Genomic DNA, 16,175 nt, shown 5'->3' with positions numbered 1-16,175 from the left:
CGAGGGTGCCGTTCGATCCCGCGGGAGACGCGCTACTTGGCCGGTGCCAGGAACTTGGCCGCGAGGGCGTAGGCGAGGTTGATCAGCTCCGCGGTGACCATGTTGTTGTCCACGCCCAGCGCCTTGGCCAGCGGCATCACCAGTTCGAGCACCATGTCCATGATTTCGCGGACGGCCGCCATATCGCTCGGGGTATCCGTGGACGGGCTGGTGCCCGGCAGGCTCGGGCTCTGCTGGGTGCCCGGTGCGGACTGCTGGGTGCCGGGCGCGGGCGGGGTGAACGGCGAGGCCTGGCCCTGCGGCGCGGACTGTGCGTTCGGCGCGGACTGTGCGTTCGGCGCGGACTGTGCGTTCGGCGCGGACTGTGCGTTGGGCACCGACTGGGCCTGCGGCACGGTCTGTGCTTGCGGGGCGGCCTGTCCGGGCAGTGGGGTCAGCGTCTGCGGCGCGGCCTGTCCGCCCGGCGGATCGATCGACGCCGGATGCGGTTGCAGCGGCGAGTTCGCCGGGGCCGGCGCCGCGGCGGGCACGGGGGACGGATCCGGCTGCGGTGCGGGCGCGTTGTCCGTCACCCCGGCCGACGCAGGCGTGGTTCCCGGCGGGCCGAGCAGATAGCTGACCAACCCCGTGGTGATAGTGATCGCGTGTTTGAGCTGTCCCTCTTGGCTTTCCAGCTGCGCCGCGTCGTCGAGGTTGGCACCGTTGCCCATTTCGATGAACACATCGGGGATCTTGGTGAGCGCGGGACCGGCGATATCCCTGCGCGACATCAGACCATCGGCACTGGCGTACGGCGCGGGAACGAAGCCCGACTGCAAGTACGCGTCGCGCATCGCCTTGGACGCCGCCAGCCCCGCACCCGACTGGACCTTGTCGATCATCGCGTCGGGAATGGGGAGTTCGGGCACGATCAGATGGAAGCCGCGCTGGTCGGCGGGCGCGCTGTCGGCGTGGATGCTGACCGCGACATCGGCGCCCGACTTGTTCGCGGCCGCGGCCCGCTCATCTATACAGCCGCCCCAGCCCTGGTCGTCCTGCCTGCTCAGCACCACGCGCGCGCCGAGACTCTCCAACGAGGTCTGCACCAGCTGCGCGACGTTCCAGTTGATGGTGTGTTCCGGGACGCCGTGCACCGTGGTCATCCCGGTGGTCTGGCAGTCCTTCATACCGCCGCGACCGTCGCTGACCTGCTTGGCCACGTTCTCGCCGTGTCCGGGCCCCTGATGACCCGGATCGAGGAACACCGTTTTGCCCGTCAGCTTCTTCGCCATCTCGGGGAAGGCGGGGCCGGCTGTCGCGGTACCCGGGACGAGCCCGGACAGCGTCACCGTGACCGCGGCCGTGACGGCGGAAGCTACTCCGGCCTTGATGATGCTTGGCTGCTTCATGTTCGGTCGGCACCCGGGGCCGGGCACCTCTCCCTTCCCATTAGTAACACCAAACCCAGTGGTTCACTCTGGCAACGCAAGCATCAGGATAGCAACACCAGTTACTGAACCGTTACCGCAGTAGATGTGTGTTCACAGTTGGTCACCTGCCCGACAGGGGCGAGTTCAGCAACCGTTCAGCCGGAACCGCCGACGCGGCTCGGGCACCCGGGAACGTCGCCGGCGAATCCGCCATCGAGAGAGCCGTTGCTGTGTAAGGTTTTTGGTGTTCAGCCGATCGCGCGGTACCGCTTCTGCGGCGCGGGTTGCGTTTCTGCCTGTGCCCGATTCCGACATTTTCCGGCACCAGGGGGCTAGCAGATGGCAGAGCACGAACCCGCACCGCCCGCCCGCAGCGGCAGCAGGTACGGATCGACGCACTTCTGGACCGTGGTCGGCAGCGCGGCGGGCGTGGTCGGCGCGCTGGCCGCGCTGATCTTCGGCATCGCGCAGTGTTCCGGGTCCGATTCCGCCGAGCCGACCGTCCCTCCGTCGCCCTCGACGCCACCCACGTCTATCGCGGCTCCGACGACCACGATCGAACCTCCGCTCGCGCAAGGGCACGCCAAACTGATCAACGTCGAGGGCATCGACCTGGACAACGGGCAGGTGCGGGATCAGAACGTGCCCGGCGTCGACATGAGTCCCTCCAAAACCGCCGACTCCCTCAACGCCATGACCGACGGCAACGCGCGCTTCGCGGTACCGCAGGATCCAACCCGTACCGGCACCGACCGCTGCGCCGCGATCCCCACCATCAGCTGGACGCAGACGCTGGACGACGTCTACCACCTGACGACCGGCAGTCACCTCTGCGTACAGACCGACCAGGGCAACCTCGCCGACCTGACCCTCACCCACATCCCTTCCGCCGCAGAGCAATACCTCGAGTTCGACTTCGTCACCCGGCGCGGCGGATAGGCGGCCGACCGCGCGGATGAGGCAGCGCTTCGCCGGCTCAGGCGCCGCGGGGCAGCCTGCGCAGGGAGCGCAGGGCGTAGTGGACACGGGTTTTCACGGTGCCCACGGGGACGCCGATATCGTCGGCCACTTCTTGATAGGCGCGGTCGCGCAGGATCACCTCGACCACCGCCTCGCGCTGCGACGTAGGCAGCCGGGAGAGCAACTCGGCGACGAGGAGACCGTCGACCAGGCGCTCCGAGAAGTCGGGGTGGGCGTAGCGGACATCGCTCAGCTCGCCGATCTCGTCCCACCCGGTGTCGCCGGGACGGGCGGCGCGCGAGCGGGCCAGGTCGATGACGACGTTGCGCAGGATGGTCAACAGCCAAGTGCGCACGGTGCCCTTGGTTTCGTCGAAGTGCCCGCAGGAACGCCACGCCCGTAGCAGCGACTCCTGCACCGCCTGTTCGGCCAGACCGCTGTCACCCAGCATCCGCACCGCGCGCCAGTGCAGCAGGGCGCGGTCGCTCGCCAATACCGCCGCAAGTCCCACGTCGGTACACAACCCCGCGCAAGCGGCAGCACAGGGAACCGGCCGCCGAGCTGTCCGGCCGGACTCGAGCCGAGCACACGTCATACCTGGGATATCGCGGCGGACCGGACCGATGACAACAGCGCGGGCGAACCGGTCATGCATCGCGACAAGAAAAAGCGAAATGCGCCACATCCGACTGCGACCTCTGGTAGATCTTGGCCCCGGAGACTCGCCGATCTCCCAGGTCAACCGCTGCGCGGCAGGCGGAGCACGATTCGAGGAGAACATCACCATGCGTGCAGGCACGCTTCTTGTCGCGGGTGCCATGGCGTCCGCGCTGACCCTGCTCGGCGCCGCGACGGCCGCCGCGGAACCCGCGAACACGATGCCCGAGGACGGCCTCTACCTGGTCGGCGTCGACATCTTCCCGGGCTGGTGGGAGGCGCCGGGCGCGCCAGACCGCGACCACCCGTGTGACTGGCGCAGGCTGTTCAAGGTCGAGGGCGACAACACCGACATGCGCAACATCATCGGCAACGACTACACCCGCGGCGGCCGCGTACTCGCGGAGATCAAACCCACCGATGTGGCGTTCAAGACGAAGAACTGCGGGCCGTGGCGGCTGGTGCCCGCACCGCCCCGCTCGGGCTCCTTCGGCGGCTGATCTCCCGTCCGGCGTTATCGTCGGGCCATGACGCGGACGAAGATTCTGATCACCGGCGCGAGTGCCGGGCTGGGCGCGGCGATGGCTCGCGATTTCGCGAGCAAGGGCCGTGATCTCGCGCTGTGCGCCCGTCGCCTGGACGCGTTGACCGAGCTGCGTGCCGAACTTCGCGCGGCACACCCCGGCATCACGGTCGCCGTCCGCGCGCTCGACGTCGACGACCATCCGGCGGTACCGCGGGTGTTCGGCGAATTGCGCGACGAACTCGGCGGACTGGACCGGGTGATCGTGAACGCGGGCATCGGCAAGGGCGCGGTGCTCGGCACCGGCCGTGCGGATGCCAATATCGCCACGGCGACAACGAATTTCGTCAGCGCGCTGGCCCAGGCCGAGGCGGCGCTGGAGATCTTCCACGCCCAGCACGCCGGGCACCTGGTGCTGGTGTCGTCGATGAGCGCGATCCGCGGGCTGCCGGGCAAGAAGGCCGCGTACTCGGCGAGCAAGGCCGGTCTCGCCGCGCTCGGGCAGGCGCTGTCCACCGAACTGGCGAACTCGCCGATCGCCGTCACCACGCTGCTGCCCGGGTTCATCGCCACCGACATGGCCGCCAAAGCCGGTGACGCGCGCTTGGTGGCGCCGCTGGCGAAGGGGGTCGCGGCGATGGTCGGCGCGATCGAAAAGGAACAGCGCCGGGCGTGCGTGCCGGCGTGGCCGTGGCGGCTGATCGATCTGGTGCTGCCGCGGCTGCCGGGCGCGGTGGTCCAGCGCCTCAGCTGAAAAGTGCGGTGCGCCACATAAATGGACGCTGAGAGTTAGCTGAATGTCCGAATTTATATTTCTTTAACACTTGCGGTCGCTATTTGACGCTTCCTTTGCAGTGCTTGTTACGTTCGCGTAATAAACCCCGACGAACCTGTGCGGAGGTTCGTATTTATGGGCCGCGCCGGCTCGAGCCCCCGAGGGGCCGAAGGTGCTCCTGCTGAGGAAAGTGTTTGAGGTACATGAAGGTCAAGAAGTTTGCTGCCGCGTCCACCCTGGTCATCGCGGCTATCGGCATCACGAGCGGTACCGCCTACGCGGCGCCCGTCGACCCGGCCCCGGCCCCCGGGACGACCGTGCAGACCGATATTCTGCCCGGCATCCATTACACCGCGAATGTGGTGGACAAATCGGTTGTGCTGAAGACCGACGCCGGTTCGCTGACCACCCAGGGCACGCAGTTCCAGGTGCTGGACAATCAGGGACATCTGGTTGCCGGAATGCCGCTGACATATCTCAAAGACGGCCTGGAATGGCCGATCGCGGCCCAGATCGACGGTAACACCGCCACTTTCACGCCGAGCACCGACCCGGCGACAGCCCGCCCCGCCGCCATGCTGAAGCCGGCTGAGGCCAAGGACATCGCGGGCGCCGACTTCAACACCGCGCTCAGCACCGCCGCCACCCAGTTCGGCCTGGCCACCGCGATCGGCACCCTGGTCGGCACCATCGTCGGCGGCATCCTCGGCTGCGTCGCCGGCGCCATCATCGGCGCTCCGCTCGTGGTGCCGACGTTCTTCGCGGGCCCGATCGGCCTGTGCCTGGCCGGCGCGGGCGTCGGCATCGCCCTCGGGGCGGCGGCGGGCATGGTGCTGCTCGGTGTCCCGGTCGGCATCGCCAGCGCGATCCAGTTCTTCAGCGCCGTCTACGGATAACCCCCGCATCACCTTCCTTCCGATGCCCGGTACGGGACGCTTTTCGCGTCCCGTACCGGGCATCGTCGTGTTCGACGGCCGGCACGATCGCGCGACGCGGGGAATACCCATGCGTCGCAGGTCGTTCTCCCTGCTACACGCACCACCCTTGCGTGGTGTAGATCGCCCAGGTACTCTCGGGCAGGTCTTCTCCTTGTGGACGTAGGTAGCTCCTCCCACAGGAATTCCGAGATCCCTCTCCGAATCCGGCTTTTCATCGCCGTTCCGGTATCCCGAGGATCCCACCTCTGACGACGCGTCTCGCCGCGCCGTCGTATATCCGGCCGTTCGCCGTACCCACGAACCATCACCTGAAGGAAAACCCATGAACACCAATACTTCTGCGCAGTCGACGCGCTCGGTCACCGGCATCCTCGACATCGTCGGAAACCGTGCCACCCTGCGCGTCGACGGCTACGCACCCAGCCCGCTCGACCTCATCGTGCCCCAGCGCCTCGTCCGTTCACACCACCTGCGCCGCGGCGACTTTCTCACCGGCACAGCGCAATCCGCGAGTACAGACGACAAACCCGCGCCGCTGCTGACGGTCGCGACGGTCAACGGGCAGTCCCCCGGCAAACTCAACTCCCGGCCCGTCTTCGCCGAGCTGGTACCCGTCCACCCCAACGAACGCCTGCGCCTGGAAACCGAACAGCACGCCCTCACCACCCGGGTGACCGACCTGGTCATGCCGATCGGCAAGGGCCAGCGCGCACTCATCGTCGCACCGCCCAAGGCAGGCAAAACCTCTGTGCTGCAAGCCATCGCGCACGGCATCGCGAAGAACCACCCCGAATGCGAACTCATGCTGGTGCTGGTCGGCGAGCGTCCCGAAGAGGTCACCGACCTCAGCCGAGCGGTGCCCGCCGCTGTCGCCGCGTCCACCTTCGATCAGCCCGCCAAGGAGCACGTCGCGGTGGCCGAACTCGCCATCGAGCACGCCAAACGACTGGCCGAAATGGGCCGCGACGTGGTCGTGCTGCTCGATTCGCTGACCCGGCTCGCCCGCGCCTACAACCTGGCCAGCCCCTCCTCGGGCCGGGTGCTGTCGGGCGGTGTCGAGGCCGCCGCCCTCGCCCCGCCCAAGCGCTTCCTCGGCGCGGCCCGCAATTTCGAACACGGCGGCTCGCTCACCATCATCGCCACCGCCCTGGTGGAGACCGGTTCGGTGGCCGATACGGTGATCTTCGAGGAGTACAAGGGCACCGGTAACGCCGAACTGAAACTGGATCGCGCCGCCGCGAACCGGCGCGTCTTTCCCGCCGTCGACATCGCCCAATCCAGTACTCGCCACGACGAACTGCTGCTCGCGCCCGACGAGCGCGCCACGGTCGACACGCTGCGCCGCACGCTCGGCACGCTGGACGGACAGCAGGCGCTCGACCTGCTGCTAGAGGGTCTGCGCAAGTCCGAGACGAACGCGGAGTTCCTCGCCCCCATGCGCGGCTGAGCGGGTTTTCGCCCTCGATACGGTCCCGGCCGAAACCCGCCGGAGTCCCGCGTCGCCCGCTGTTGAACTGGGCGACGTGTCCACGATGCTCCCTACTCCCGCAACGACATCCGCGCCGAACGCGCGCACCGGCCGGCTCGCCGTCGCCGCGGTGACCCTCGCGATCTTCGCGATCGTCACCACCGAGATCCTGCCGATCGGACTGCTCACCTCGATCGGTGCCGACTTCACCGTCTCCGACGGGAACGCCGGCCTGATGATGGCCGCGCCCGGACTGATCGCCGCCGTCGCCGCGCCCGTGGTGACCGTCGCGTCCGGCCGGGTTGATCGCCGAATCATGCTGTGTCTGTTCATGTTCCTGCTCGTCACGGCGAACGTGCTGATGGCCTCGGCGTCGGCGTACCCGCTGGTGCTGGTGTCCCGGGTGCTCGTCGGCGTCACCATCGGCGGCTTCTGGTCCATCGCGGCCGGACTGGCCGAGCGCCTCGTGCCCGCCGCCGCGGTGCCCCGGGCCAACGCCGTGATCTTCGCCGCGGTGCCGCTCGGCTCCGTGCTCGGCGTGCCCGCGGGCACGCTGTTCGGCGAAATCGCGGGCTGGCGCGTTACTTTCGCAGCGCTCGGCGTGCTGTCCGCGACGGTGCTCGGCATGCTGGTACTTTTCGTGCCGCCGCTGCCCGCCCGCCGCGGCACCGACGCGGCCGTGCTGCGCCTCCTGCTGCGCGGCAGCAATATCCGATTCGCGCTGCTGGCCACGTTTCTCGTCGTCTTCGCCCACTTCGGCACCTACACCTACGTGACGCCGTTTCTCGAGCAGGTCCCCCGGCTCGGCCCGGGGCTCGTCACGCTCGTGCTGCTGAGCTACGGGGTCGCGGGCATTCTCGGCAATTTCCTGGGCGGTGCCACGATCTCCCGGTATCCGCGCACCACCTTCGGGTGCGCGGCGGCGCTGATCGCGCTCGCCGCCCTGCTGCTGCCGGTGCTCGGCCGATCGCTACCGGGCGCGCTGTGCCTGCTCGTCGTCTGGGGCCTCGGCTACGGCGCGGTGCCGGTGTCCTCGCAGGCCTGGTTCGGCAAGGCCGCGCCGACGGTGCCGGAGGCCGCCGCCGTGCTGTTCACCGCCGCGTTCCAGGCGACGTTCGCCCTCGGCGCGCTGGCCGGGGGCGGCGTCCTCGACCGGACCACGCCCAGCACGTTGCTACTGCTCGGCGGGCTGACCGCGGCACTCGTGCTCGTCACGGTGGCGGCGCACGCCCTGCGACGCAACACTTGGCCGGACCCCACACCATTACCCCGGGGATAATCGACTCGGCCCCGCCCCTCGGGCAGGATCGTCACCATGATCGACGAGACGGGCACCATGCTGTTCCACCAGACCATGCCGTTCACCGCGCGGCTCGGCATCGAGGTGCTCGAGCACGGCCCCGCCCTGGTGCGCAGCCGCCTCGCCTGGGACGAATCGCTGTGCACCCTGGGCGGTGTCGTGCACGGCGGCGTGCTGATGTCGCTGGCCGACGCGACCGGTGCGGTGTGCGCCTATCTGAACCTGCCCGAGGGCAAGCAGGGCACGACCACCGTCGAATCCAAGACGAACTTCCTGCGCGCGGTCCGTTCCGGCTATGCCACCGCCTCGGCCACGCCGCTGCACGCGGGCCGCTCGTTCATTGTCGTCGAAACCGAAATACGCGACGACGCCGGGAAACTCGTCGCCAAGGTGACGCAAACCCAGGCGGTGCTGTAGGCGCGCGGCCACCGTTCCTGCGGCGCACCATCGCGAAGGCCCGCACCACCGGCCGACCCCCGGCACCCGAAAGCCCGTCCGCGCAAGCACATTCGCCGCGCAGACGGGCTTTTCCCGATCAGCCGAAGAGTACGACGCTCAGCGCGGCGATGAAGACCAACTGGACCACCGTGCGCAGCGGCAGCGGCATGGTCTTGATGCCGGTGCCCGCCTTGGCCGCTCGGATATTGGCCGGGAACATCAGGACCATCATCGCGATCAGCGCCACCGCGGCGAGATCGGCGGTGGCCGGGATGAGCAGCCCGGCCGCCCCCAGCAGTTCCAGTACGCCGGTGAGCGTGACCAGCGCGGCGGGGCCGGGCAGTTGCGGCGGCACCATGGCGATCAGGGCTTCGCGGCGCGGCGACAGGAAGTGCGCACTGGCGGTGAGCACGAACATCGCCGCGAGGCCGAGCGCGGTGGCGTGCGGCCACGAATCGAGCCACTCGGGTCCGGCCAGCCCACCGATGAGCCGAGCCGCTGCGGTGATGACGACGAGAACGATCAGCGGTGCCATCAGGCCTCCTCCATGTCTTGCGCTGGATCAGCTGCCCGCGCTCAATCTTGACAGTGGAAAGATTAGGACGAGCTCGCAAACTTGTCAATGACTAGATTCTCGGGCACCATCGAGACATGGCGAAAACCGGCTACCACCACGGCGATCTGCGGGCCACCATCCTGGCCGCGGCCGCCGCGCAGATCGCGAGCGACGGCGTCGACGCGGTATCGCTACGGGAACTGGCCCGCCGGGCGGGCGTCTCGCACGCGGCGCCCGCGCATCATTTCGGGGACCGCGCGGGCGTGCTGACCGCGCTGGCGGTCGAGGGTTTCGAATTGCTCGGGAACGCACTGGAAGCCGCGGGGCCGGACTTCCGGGAGGTCGCCGTCGCCTACATCCGTTTCGCGCGCGAGCATCCCGGTCATTTCGACGTGATGTTCCGCCACACGCTGTTACGCGGCGACGATCCGCGCTTGGCCGAGGCCCGGCTGCGAGCCGGTGCGGCGTTGCGCGTCGGCAGCGTCACCATCCACCCCGGCGACGCCGACCGCCAGCAGTCGACCCAGCTCGCGGCCTGGTCCCTGGTGCACGGCTTCGCCGCGCTGTGGCGGGAAGGGGCACTGGACAATTCGAGTCTCGCCGCCGGCGCCGATCCCGAGACGCTGGCCCGCCGGATGCTGGCCACGGTGCACTTCGACTGACCGGCAAACTTCCCCGCCGGACAGCAAATCCCGGACAACGTGAACAACCACCGCGCCCGTACGGCACAGTGGGGCAGCAGGATTGCGGAAAGGAGCTGGCGCCACACCCGTGGCCGCCGTCGACACGATGGACATCCATGCTTACCCGACCGAGTGCACCACCCCGGTGACCCTCGCCGAAGCGGAGCGACTCGCCGAGCGGTACCTGGCCTTCGACGCGGACGCCGGGCGCGGTGTCACCAACCGGATCACCGAGTTCGACAGCTGTTTCGTCGTCGTGGCCACCTTCGCGCCCCCGGCGCCCACCGAATCCCGCACCCCGCCCGGTCCGCTGCCCATCGGCGGCACCGTGAGCACGATCGACAAAGCCTCCGGCGCCATCACCTTATGGCCGACCTACCCACCCGACGTGGTCGCCGGGCACCACGCCGCCGCCGTCCAGAACGGCACCCTCATCGTCGAGGAGACCTGGCCCAGCTGAGTGCTGCGGCGACTCATCCGTAAGGGGGAGGCGGGGATCGGTCCGGAGGGTGAGGCGGGGCAGGGCGGGCGCGGCCCAGACTGATCGCTGTGCGCAGGAACGTGAGGGTGGCCGTCGACGAGACGACCCGGCGAATGATCGAGCGATTGCCGGTCGGCGCGGTCGATCTCGGCTTGACCGCGGTGGTCACCGCGGCGAGCGTCGGACCGACGGTGCTGGCGCGGCAGCCGTGGTGGGTCGTGCTGCTCTCGGCCCTCGCGTCCGTGCCGGTGTGGTGGCGGCGGCGCGCGCCCGTGACGACGTTCTTGATCGTCGGCCCGGCGATCACGTTGCTCGCCTGCGCGCACGCGATGCCCGCACTGCCGTACGGCACCATCGTCTGCGCCTACACCATCGCGGCCTACAGCCCGTCCAGGCGACGGCACGTGGCCTTCGTCGCGGGCGCGGCCGGCATCCTGCTGTCGCTGATCATCCCCGACGAGAGCCCCGACTCGTACGCCTACGCGGCCATGTCCTTCCTCACCGCGTGGGCGCTCGGCACCGGGGTGCGGGCCCGCCGGGCGCAGATCGAGATGCTCGAGGAACGCGCCCGCAGGCTCGAGGAGGAACGCGGCGCGGCACTGGACCGCGAACGCCTGCGCATCGCGCAGGACCTGCCCCCTGTTCACCGGCGCCGACCCGGCCCGCGCCGACGCGGTCTTCGGCGACATCGCGGAGACCGGACGCGTTGCGGTGCACCAGCTTCGGCGCTCGCTGGGCGCGCTGCGCGGCGAAACGGCCGACCCACCACATCAACCGGGTATCGAGGCGATCGCCGACCTCGTCGCACTGTCCGAACGCACGGGTCTCAGCGCGTCCCTGGACGAGGACGGTGCGCGACGCGCGATCCCCGACGAGGTCGCGGTCACCGCGTACCGGGTCGTGCAGGAGGCCCTGACCAACACGGCGAAGCACGCGCGGGCCAGCCGCGTGCGTGTGCTGCTGCGCTGGTCGGATCACGCACTCACCGTGCGTGTTTCGGACGACGGCGCGGGTCCCGCGAGCGTGCCCCGGCCCGGATACGGACTACTCGGCATGCGTGAGCGGGTCACCGGCTCCGGCGGCACGCTGCGGCACGGCCGCAGCGCCGACGGCTTCGCGGTCGACGCCGAACTTCCACTCGGACAACGGGGTTGAGCATGCGCGTACTGGTGGTCGACGACCAGGACCTGTTCCGAGCGGCGTTCCGGCTGATCCTCGACGCGGATCCCGGCATCACGGTGGTCGGCGAGGCCGCCGACGGTCTGGAAGCGATCGACAAGGCGGACTCGCTCGCCCCCGACGTGGTGGTCATGGATGTGCGCATGCCGCGGCTGGACGGCGTCGCCGCCACCCGGCGCATCTGCGCCCGAACCTCAGCGAAAGTGTTGGTACTGACCATGTTCGATCTCGACGAGTATGTCTACGACGCACTACAGGCGGGCGCCAGCGGGTTCCTGCTGAAGGATCTGCGCCGCGAGGAGCTGATCGACGCGGTGCGCGTGGTGAACGCGGGCGAGGCGCTGCTGGCGCCCACCGTGACCCGGCGCCTGATCGCCGAGCTGAGTCACCGCGGCAGCCCGCGCCCCGAGCTGGCCCGGCGCCTCGACGAGCTGACCGAGCGCGAACGGGATACGTTGCGCGAGCTGGCGCGCGGGCTGTCGAACGCGGAACTGGCGGCGGCGCTGACGGTCAGCGAGCACACGGTGAAAACGCATGTCAGCTCGGTGCTTTCGAAGCTCGGCCTGCGGGATCGGGCGCAGGCGGTGGTATTCGCCTACGAGGCCGGGCTGGTGGTGCCGGGCGGGCGCCGCTGACCGCGTTCTCCGCCGTAGGAGTGAGTCGCAGACCGCTCGTCTCGGCGATGTGCCCCACCCTGCGCAGCTCGAATATTCATGGGGTGAAACGTTTTCTCCTCGCCGCTCTGGCGATCTCGACCTCCGCGCTGCTCTGGCATCTCGGCACCGGGTTACGGCCGCTGCCCGGCCTGGCGATCCTCGCTCCGCTGCCGGTCCTGCTGCTCGTCCCGCGGGTGTCCGCCGCAGCCGCCTTTTTGGCCGGAGCGCTGTCCTGGCTCGGCGTGGTAGCCCAGCTGTGGCCTTATTTTCTCGGCACGCTGGAACAACCGGCTCCCGTGACGGTCCTGCTGCTCGGCGGGACCACCGTGCTGTTCGGCGGCGTCGTCGTGCTCACCCGCGCACTGTTGCTGCGCGGGCGTGCGGGTTTCGCGGTGCTGGCGCTGCCCGCGGGGTGGGCGGCCGTGGAATTCCTGCTGGCGGTGGCGGGTCCGTTCGGCGCCTGGTGGAGTGTCGCCTACAGTCAGGCCGACCTGCTGCCCCTGATCCAGACGGCCTCGCTCACCGGCATTTGGGGCATCACCTTCCTGATGCTGCTCCCGGCTGCCGCGGTCGCGGTCCTGTACGCGCCGGAAATCACTCGGGCACAGCGCCTTCGCACGACGGCGGCGGTATCTGCCGGTGTGGTCGCGTTGGTCGCGTTCGGCTGCTGGCGACTGGCCGCGACGCCCGAAACCGACACGGTCGCAGTGGGGTTGGTCGCGGTGGCACAGCCGCCGGAATACGTCCCCGTGGACTCCGCGGATGGACGTGCGATGGTCTCCCGTGTTGTTCGCGAGATCGAGCAACTCGCCGAGCGCGGGGCCGAGGTCGTGGTGCTGCCCGAAAAGGCCTGGCGGGCCGACGATGCCACACTCGCGCTGCTCGCCGAACCGCTGACCGAGGTCTCGCGGCGACGCGATGTCCACGTGGTGGCCGGTCTCATCCTGACCACCGGCGGCACCAGCTACAACGCCGCCATCGAATTCCCCTCCGGCGTGCGCTACGCCAAACACTTCCTGATCCCGGGTCTGGAGGACGAACACCGGCCCGGCACCCAATGGCAGCAGGTGCCCGGCCGACCGTGGGCCTTGGCGATCTGTTACGACCTCGACCATCCTGATCTGGTCCGGGCGAACCAGCGCCGCGGTGCGCGCTTGCTCCTGGTGCCCGCGCTCGACTTCACCGACGACTACTGGCTGCACAGCCGGATGGCCGTGCTGCGCGGCGTCGAATCCGGCCTCGGCGTGGCCCGCGCGCCGCAACTCGGCGAAGCGGTGGCCAGCGACAGTCGCGGCCGGGTCCTCGCTTCCGCGCACCGATATCGGCGTCACGCGGACCGCGTTCGCACGGATACCGCTGACCGCAGCGGCCACGGTGTACGCGCGGTTCGGGAACTGGTTCGGCTGGGTCTGCGTGGCGGTGTGCGCCGGCGCTGTCGTCGCGGCGGCCGTAGGGCGCAAAGCCGATGGGTAGCGCACCGATTTGCCGGGTTGATGCGCACAGCGCAACCCTGCGCACACAGACCGTTATCGTTCTGTGACCATTCACACAGTGGCCCCCTTCGTCGCAGGTCACACCCACTGCGGACCGAATCCGCCCGCGGCACCGCCTGTTTGCGCTGGTTGAAACCTGGGTATCGGTCTATTTCGTGCCCAGTCTCTGGCCGTCAAGACCCCCGGAGGTTGGAAGCGAGGTCAACGTCCGTCCGCGGACTGGAGAGGATATGCAGTGACTGATCAAAAACCGGAGAGTTTTCCGTTACGGCGATCGGTCGCCGCGTCCGCGATGGGCAACGCCACCGAATGGTTCGACTACGGCGTCTACGCGGCTACCGCGACTTACCTCACCGATGCCTTCTTCCCCGGCGAACTCGGCACCCTCGGCACCATGCTCGGGTTCGCCGTCTCCTTCGTGCTGCGCCCGCTCGGCGGCATGGTGTGGGGACCGCTCGGTGACCGGATCGGCCGCAAAGCCGTGCTGGCCACGACGATCCTGCTGATGGCCGCGGCCACCGGCGCCATCGGCATCCTGCCGACGCACAGCAGCGTGGGCGTGTTCGCCCCGATCCTGCTCATCGGCCTGCGAGTCGTGCAGGGCTTCTCCACCGGAGGTGAATACGGCGGCGCCGCAACATATCTGGCCGAATGCGCGTCCGACAAACGTCGCGGTTTCCTGGGCAGCTTCCTGGAATTCGGCACGCTCGCGGGCTTCGTCGGCGGTTCGGCCACGGTGCTCGCCTGCCAGCTCGCCATCGGCTCCGACGCGATGCACGACTGGGGCTGGCGCATCCCGTTCCTGCTGGCCGTCCCGCTCGGACTGGTCGGCTGGTACCTGCGTTCGCGGCTCGACGAGAGCCCGGTGTTCACCGAGGTCGCGGAGGTCGCCGAGCAGACCGATCAGGAGCATCGGCCCGGCGGCCTGCACGGGCTGCGCGAACTCGTCACCACCTACCGGCGGGAGCTGCTCACCCTGGGCGGGCTCGTCGTCGCGCTCAACGTCGTCAACTACACGCTGCTCACCTACCAGCCGACCTACCTGCAGAAGACCATCGGCATCAGCGAATCCGGCACGACCGCGATGATGCTGATCGGCCAGACGGTCATGATGGTCACGCTGCCGTTCTTCGGCCGCCTGTCCGATCGGGTCGGGCGCCGCCCGATGTGGCTGTTCTCACTGGTCGGCCTGGCGGTGCTGGCCCTGCCCATGTACTGGCTGATGGGCCAGGGCACCGCGTGGGCGATCACCGGATTCATCGTGCTCGGCCTGCTGTACGTCCCCCAGTTGTCGACGATCAGCTCGACCTTTCCCGCCATCTTCCCGACCCAGGTCCGCTACGCGGGTTTCGCGCTGGCCTATAACGTTTCCACCGCGGCCTTCGGCGGTACCGCTCCGCTGGTCAACGAGGCCGCCATCGAGTCGACCGGCTGGTCACTGTTCCCGGCCGCGTACATGATCGGCGCCAGCCTGATCGGCCTGGTCGCCTGGTGCTTCCTGCGCGAAACCGCGGGCACCTCGCTGCGCGGCACGGAAGTGCCCGACGCGGGCGAGGACGCGCCGGCCATCATCCCCGCCGGACCCGCGGGAGCCGCCCTGGCGCCCTGACCCGAACGGCAGCACGGAAATGGCCTAGGCGATTCTCGATTTTCGCCTCGGTCATCTCCTGTTTTTCCGGACCGGTCAATTCCCTCGAAATTGCGGTAGCCCCCGATAAACGAGCCGATCATGCGGACTTGCCAGCGGTACCGGTGGTTATCCCAGATCACCGCGCGCCCGCACTAGCGTGTTGAACGTTTGATATCCACGCAGATGTACCACTTCGATCAGAGAAGGGGCTACACATGATTTACAAGCTAGGAACCGCGGTCGCCGCCGGGGCGGCCGCAGCCCTGCTGTTCTCCGGCGCCGCCGGAGCGTCCGCGTTCGAGCCCGGATCGGACGCCACACCGCCGACGACCGAGCAGTGCAAACAAGGCACAAGCCCGCAATCGGGCGACGTCCCCGCCGGCGGCGCCGACAGCCAGCAGTCCAGCACCCAGCCGAGCGGTACCTCCGATCCGCTGAGCGGCATGCTGGACAGTGGCAGCGCGAAAGCGCCGATCGCGGAGCCGACCAACCCGAACGGCAGCGCTGACGCGCCGGTATGCCCGAACCAGAGCGGTACCGGCAACGGCACCCAAGAGGGTACGAGCACGGGACCGGGCGCCGCCCCGAAGAGTGGCGGAGACCAGAAGAGCGGTGGCGCGGACCAGAGCGGTGGCGCAGGCCAGAACGGTGGCGCGAGCCAGGGCGGCACGGAGAAGAACGGGTCGGGCAAGAAAGCCCAATGACCGGCCGTCATCGATAGACGATCCGTTCCGCGCGGCGAAGTCGGCACCGCGCGGCAAAGGCGGAATCCATCAGCGTCGCCGCCCGGGCACACATCCGGGCGGCGACGTTTTTTCGACACCGATTCGGTGACTTTTCCGTGTTTCATACCGACCAGTTTTGCTCATAGTGATCTGAGCCACTATCGTGTTGAACGTTTGATCAGCACGTACGCATGTACCACTTCGATACGAGAAGGGGCTTTACATGAAACGCATGATCGGATCGGCGGCGGCTGCTGGTGTAGCCGTATCACTCATATTCACCGGCGTCGCCGGGGCCGTGCAG

At 68.9% G+C, this 16,175-nt stretch carries 17 protein-coding genes and 1 pseudogene; 15 read left to right on the top strand and 3 right to left on the bottom strand.

Features of this window, described 5'->3' with window-relative positions; all coding sequences use genetic code 11:
* Positions 1-32 precede the first annotated feature (32 nt).
* On the bottom strand, positions 33-1,388 hold the full coding sequence (locus tag TY25_RS44760) for an N-acetylmuramoyl-L-alanine amidase (protein WP_042253953.1): 1,356 nt from the start codon (positions 1,386-1,388) through the stop codon (positions 33-35).
* Between the two features lie 360 nt (positions 1,389-1,748).
* On the opposite strand from TY25_RS44760, the gene TY25_RS03010 reads away from it, so the two are divergent.
* Positions 1,749-2,348, top strand: coding sequence for a hypothetical protein (locus tag TY25_RS03010; RefSeq protein ID WP_042253952.1), 600 nt, complete (start codon positions 1,749-1,751; stop codon positions 2,346-2,348).
* 37 nt (positions 2,349-2,385) lie between these two features.
* Here TY25_RS03010 and TY25_RS03005 read toward each other — a convergent pair whose 3' ends face one another.
* A complete protein-coding gene (locus TY25_RS03005) occupies positions 2,386-2,880 on the bottom strand; it encodes a sigma-70 family RNA polymerase sigma factor (RefSeq protein WP_042253950.1) in 495 nt (164 codons plus the stop codon).
* A 274-nt stretch (positions 2,881-3,154) separates the two neighbouring features.
* Here TY25_RS03005 and TY25_RS03000 point away from each other — a divergent pair, with 274 nt between their 5' ends.
* From TY25_RS03000 to TY25_RS02975, 6 genes are all read left to right on the top strand, one after another.
* On the top strand, positions 3,155-3,526 hold the full coding sequence (locus TY25_RS03000) for an Rv1352/Rv1906c domain-containing protein (RefSeq protein WP_042253948.1): 372 nt from the start codon (positions 3,155-3,157) through the stop codon (positions 3,524-3,526).
* A gap of 27 nt (positions 3,527-3,553) precedes the next feature.
* Positions 3,554-4,303: an SDR family oxidoreductase gene (locus TY25_RS02995; protein ID WP_042253947.1), complete on the top strand. Its 750-nt coding sequence runs from the start codon at positions 3,554-3,556 to the stop codon at positions 4,301-4,303.
* A 224-nt stretch (positions 4,304-4,527) separates the two neighbouring features.
* Positions 4,528-5,220: a DUF8020 domain-containing protein gene (locus tag TY25_RS02990; RefSeq protein WP_042253946.1), complete on the top strand. Its 693-nt coding sequence runs from the start codon at positions 4,528-4,530 to the stop codon at positions 5,218-5,220.
* 364 nt (positions 5,221-5,584) lie between these two features.
* Positions 5,585-6,709: a transcription termination factor Rho, short form gene (locus tag TY25_RS02985; protein ID WP_042253944.1), complete on the top strand. Its 1,125-nt coding sequence runs from the start codon at positions 5,585-5,587 to the stop codon at positions 6,707-6,709.
* A gap of 85 nt (positions 6,710-6,794) precedes the next feature.
* Positions 6,795-8,009 (top strand): MFS transporter, encoded by a 1,215-nt coding sequence (locus TY25_RS02980; RefSeq protein WP_042253942.1) that lies wholly within the window; start codon positions 6,795-6,797, stop codon positions 8,007-8,009.
* 36 nt (positions 8,010-8,045) lie between these two features.
* The gene (locus TY25_RS02975; protein WP_042253941.1) at positions 8,046-8,447 is read left to right on the top strand and encodes a PaaI family thioesterase; all 402 of its coding nucleotides are present in this window, start codon (positions 8,046-8,048) and stop codon (positions 8,445-8,447) included.
* A 118-nt stretch (positions 8,448-8,565) separates the two neighbouring features.
* On the opposite strand, the gene TY25_RS02970 is transcribed toward TY25_RS02975, so the two are convergent.
* Positions 8,566-9,003, bottom strand: a complete 438-nt coding sequence (locus TY25_RS02970; protein ID WP_042253939.1) for a DoxX family protein — start codon at positions 9,001-9,003, stop codon at positions 8,566-8,568.
* Positions 9,004-9,119: 116 nt separating this feature from the next.
* Here TY25_RS02970 and TY25_RS02965 point away from each other — a divergent pair, with 116 nt between their 5' ends.
* The 8 genes and pseudogenes from TY25_RS02965 to TY25_RS02930 all read left to right on the top strand — a co-directional run bounded on the left by TY25_RS02965 (position 9,120) and on the right by TY25_RS02930 (position 15,850).
* Entirely contained in the window at positions 9,120-9,686 is a 567-nt protein-coding gene (locus tag TY25_RS02965; protein WP_042253938.1) for a TetR/AcrR family transcriptional regulator, read from the top strand.
* A gap of 109 nt (positions 9,687-9,795) precedes the next feature.
* On the top strand, positions 9,796-10,167 hold the full coding sequence (locus tag TY25_RS02960; protein WP_042253935.1) for an SUKH-4 family immunity protein: 372 nt from the start codon (positions 9,796-9,798) through the stop codon (positions 10,165-10,167).
* A 134-nt stretch (positions 10,168-10,301) separates the two neighbouring features.
* Positions 10,302-10,667, top strand: a pseudogene (locus TY25_RS44755) (DUF7134 domain-containing protein); the annotation flags it as partial.
* A gap of 232 nt (positions 10,668-10,899) precedes the next feature.
* Positions 10,900-11,343 carry a sensor histidine kinase gene (locus tag TY25_RS02950; protein WP_052382763.1) on the top strand — a complete coding sequence of 148 codons (444 nt, stop codon included), beginning with the start codon at positions 10,900-10,902 and terminating at the stop codon, positions 11,341-11,343.
* Positions 11,340-12,002: a response regulator gene (locus TY25_RS02945; protein WP_042253932.1), complete on the top strand. Its 663-nt coding sequence runs from the start codon at positions 11,340-11,342 to the stop codon at positions 12,000-12,002. The genes TY25_RS02950 and TY25_RS02945 overlap by 4 nt, the downstream gene beginning before the upstream one ends.
* A gap of 83 nt (positions 12,003-12,085) precedes the next feature.
* Positions 12,086-13,759: a nitrilase-related carbon-nitrogen hydrolase gene (locus TY25_RS02940; protein ID WP_042253930.1), complete on the top strand. Its 1,674-nt coding sequence runs from the start codon at positions 12,086-12,088 to the stop codon at positions 13,757-13,759.
* Positions 13,760-13,808: 49 nt separating this feature from the next.
* Positions 13,809-15,125, top strand: a complete 1,317-nt coding sequence (locus TY25_RS02935; RefSeq protein WP_052382762.1) for an MFS transporter — start codon at positions 13,809-13,811, stop codon at positions 15,123-15,125.
* 236 nt (positions 15,126-15,361) lie between these two features.
* Positions 15,362-15,850 carry a hypothetical protein gene (locus TY25_RS02930; RefSeq protein WP_042253927.1) on the top strand — a complete coding sequence of 163 codons (489 nt, stop codon included), beginning with the start codon at positions 15,362-15,364 and terminating at the stop codon, positions 15,848-15,850.
* The last annotated feature ends 325 nt before the right edge of the window (positions 15,851-16,175 follow it).

It is taken from the genome of Nocardia brasiliensis NBRC 14402, from assembly GCF_000308475.2.
GTDB classification, from domain to species: Bacteria; Actinomycetota; Actinomycetes; order Mycobacteriales; family Mycobacteriaceae; genus Nocardia; species Nocardia brasiliensis.
This window is presented reverse-complemented; position numbering and strand designations above follow the sequence as displayed.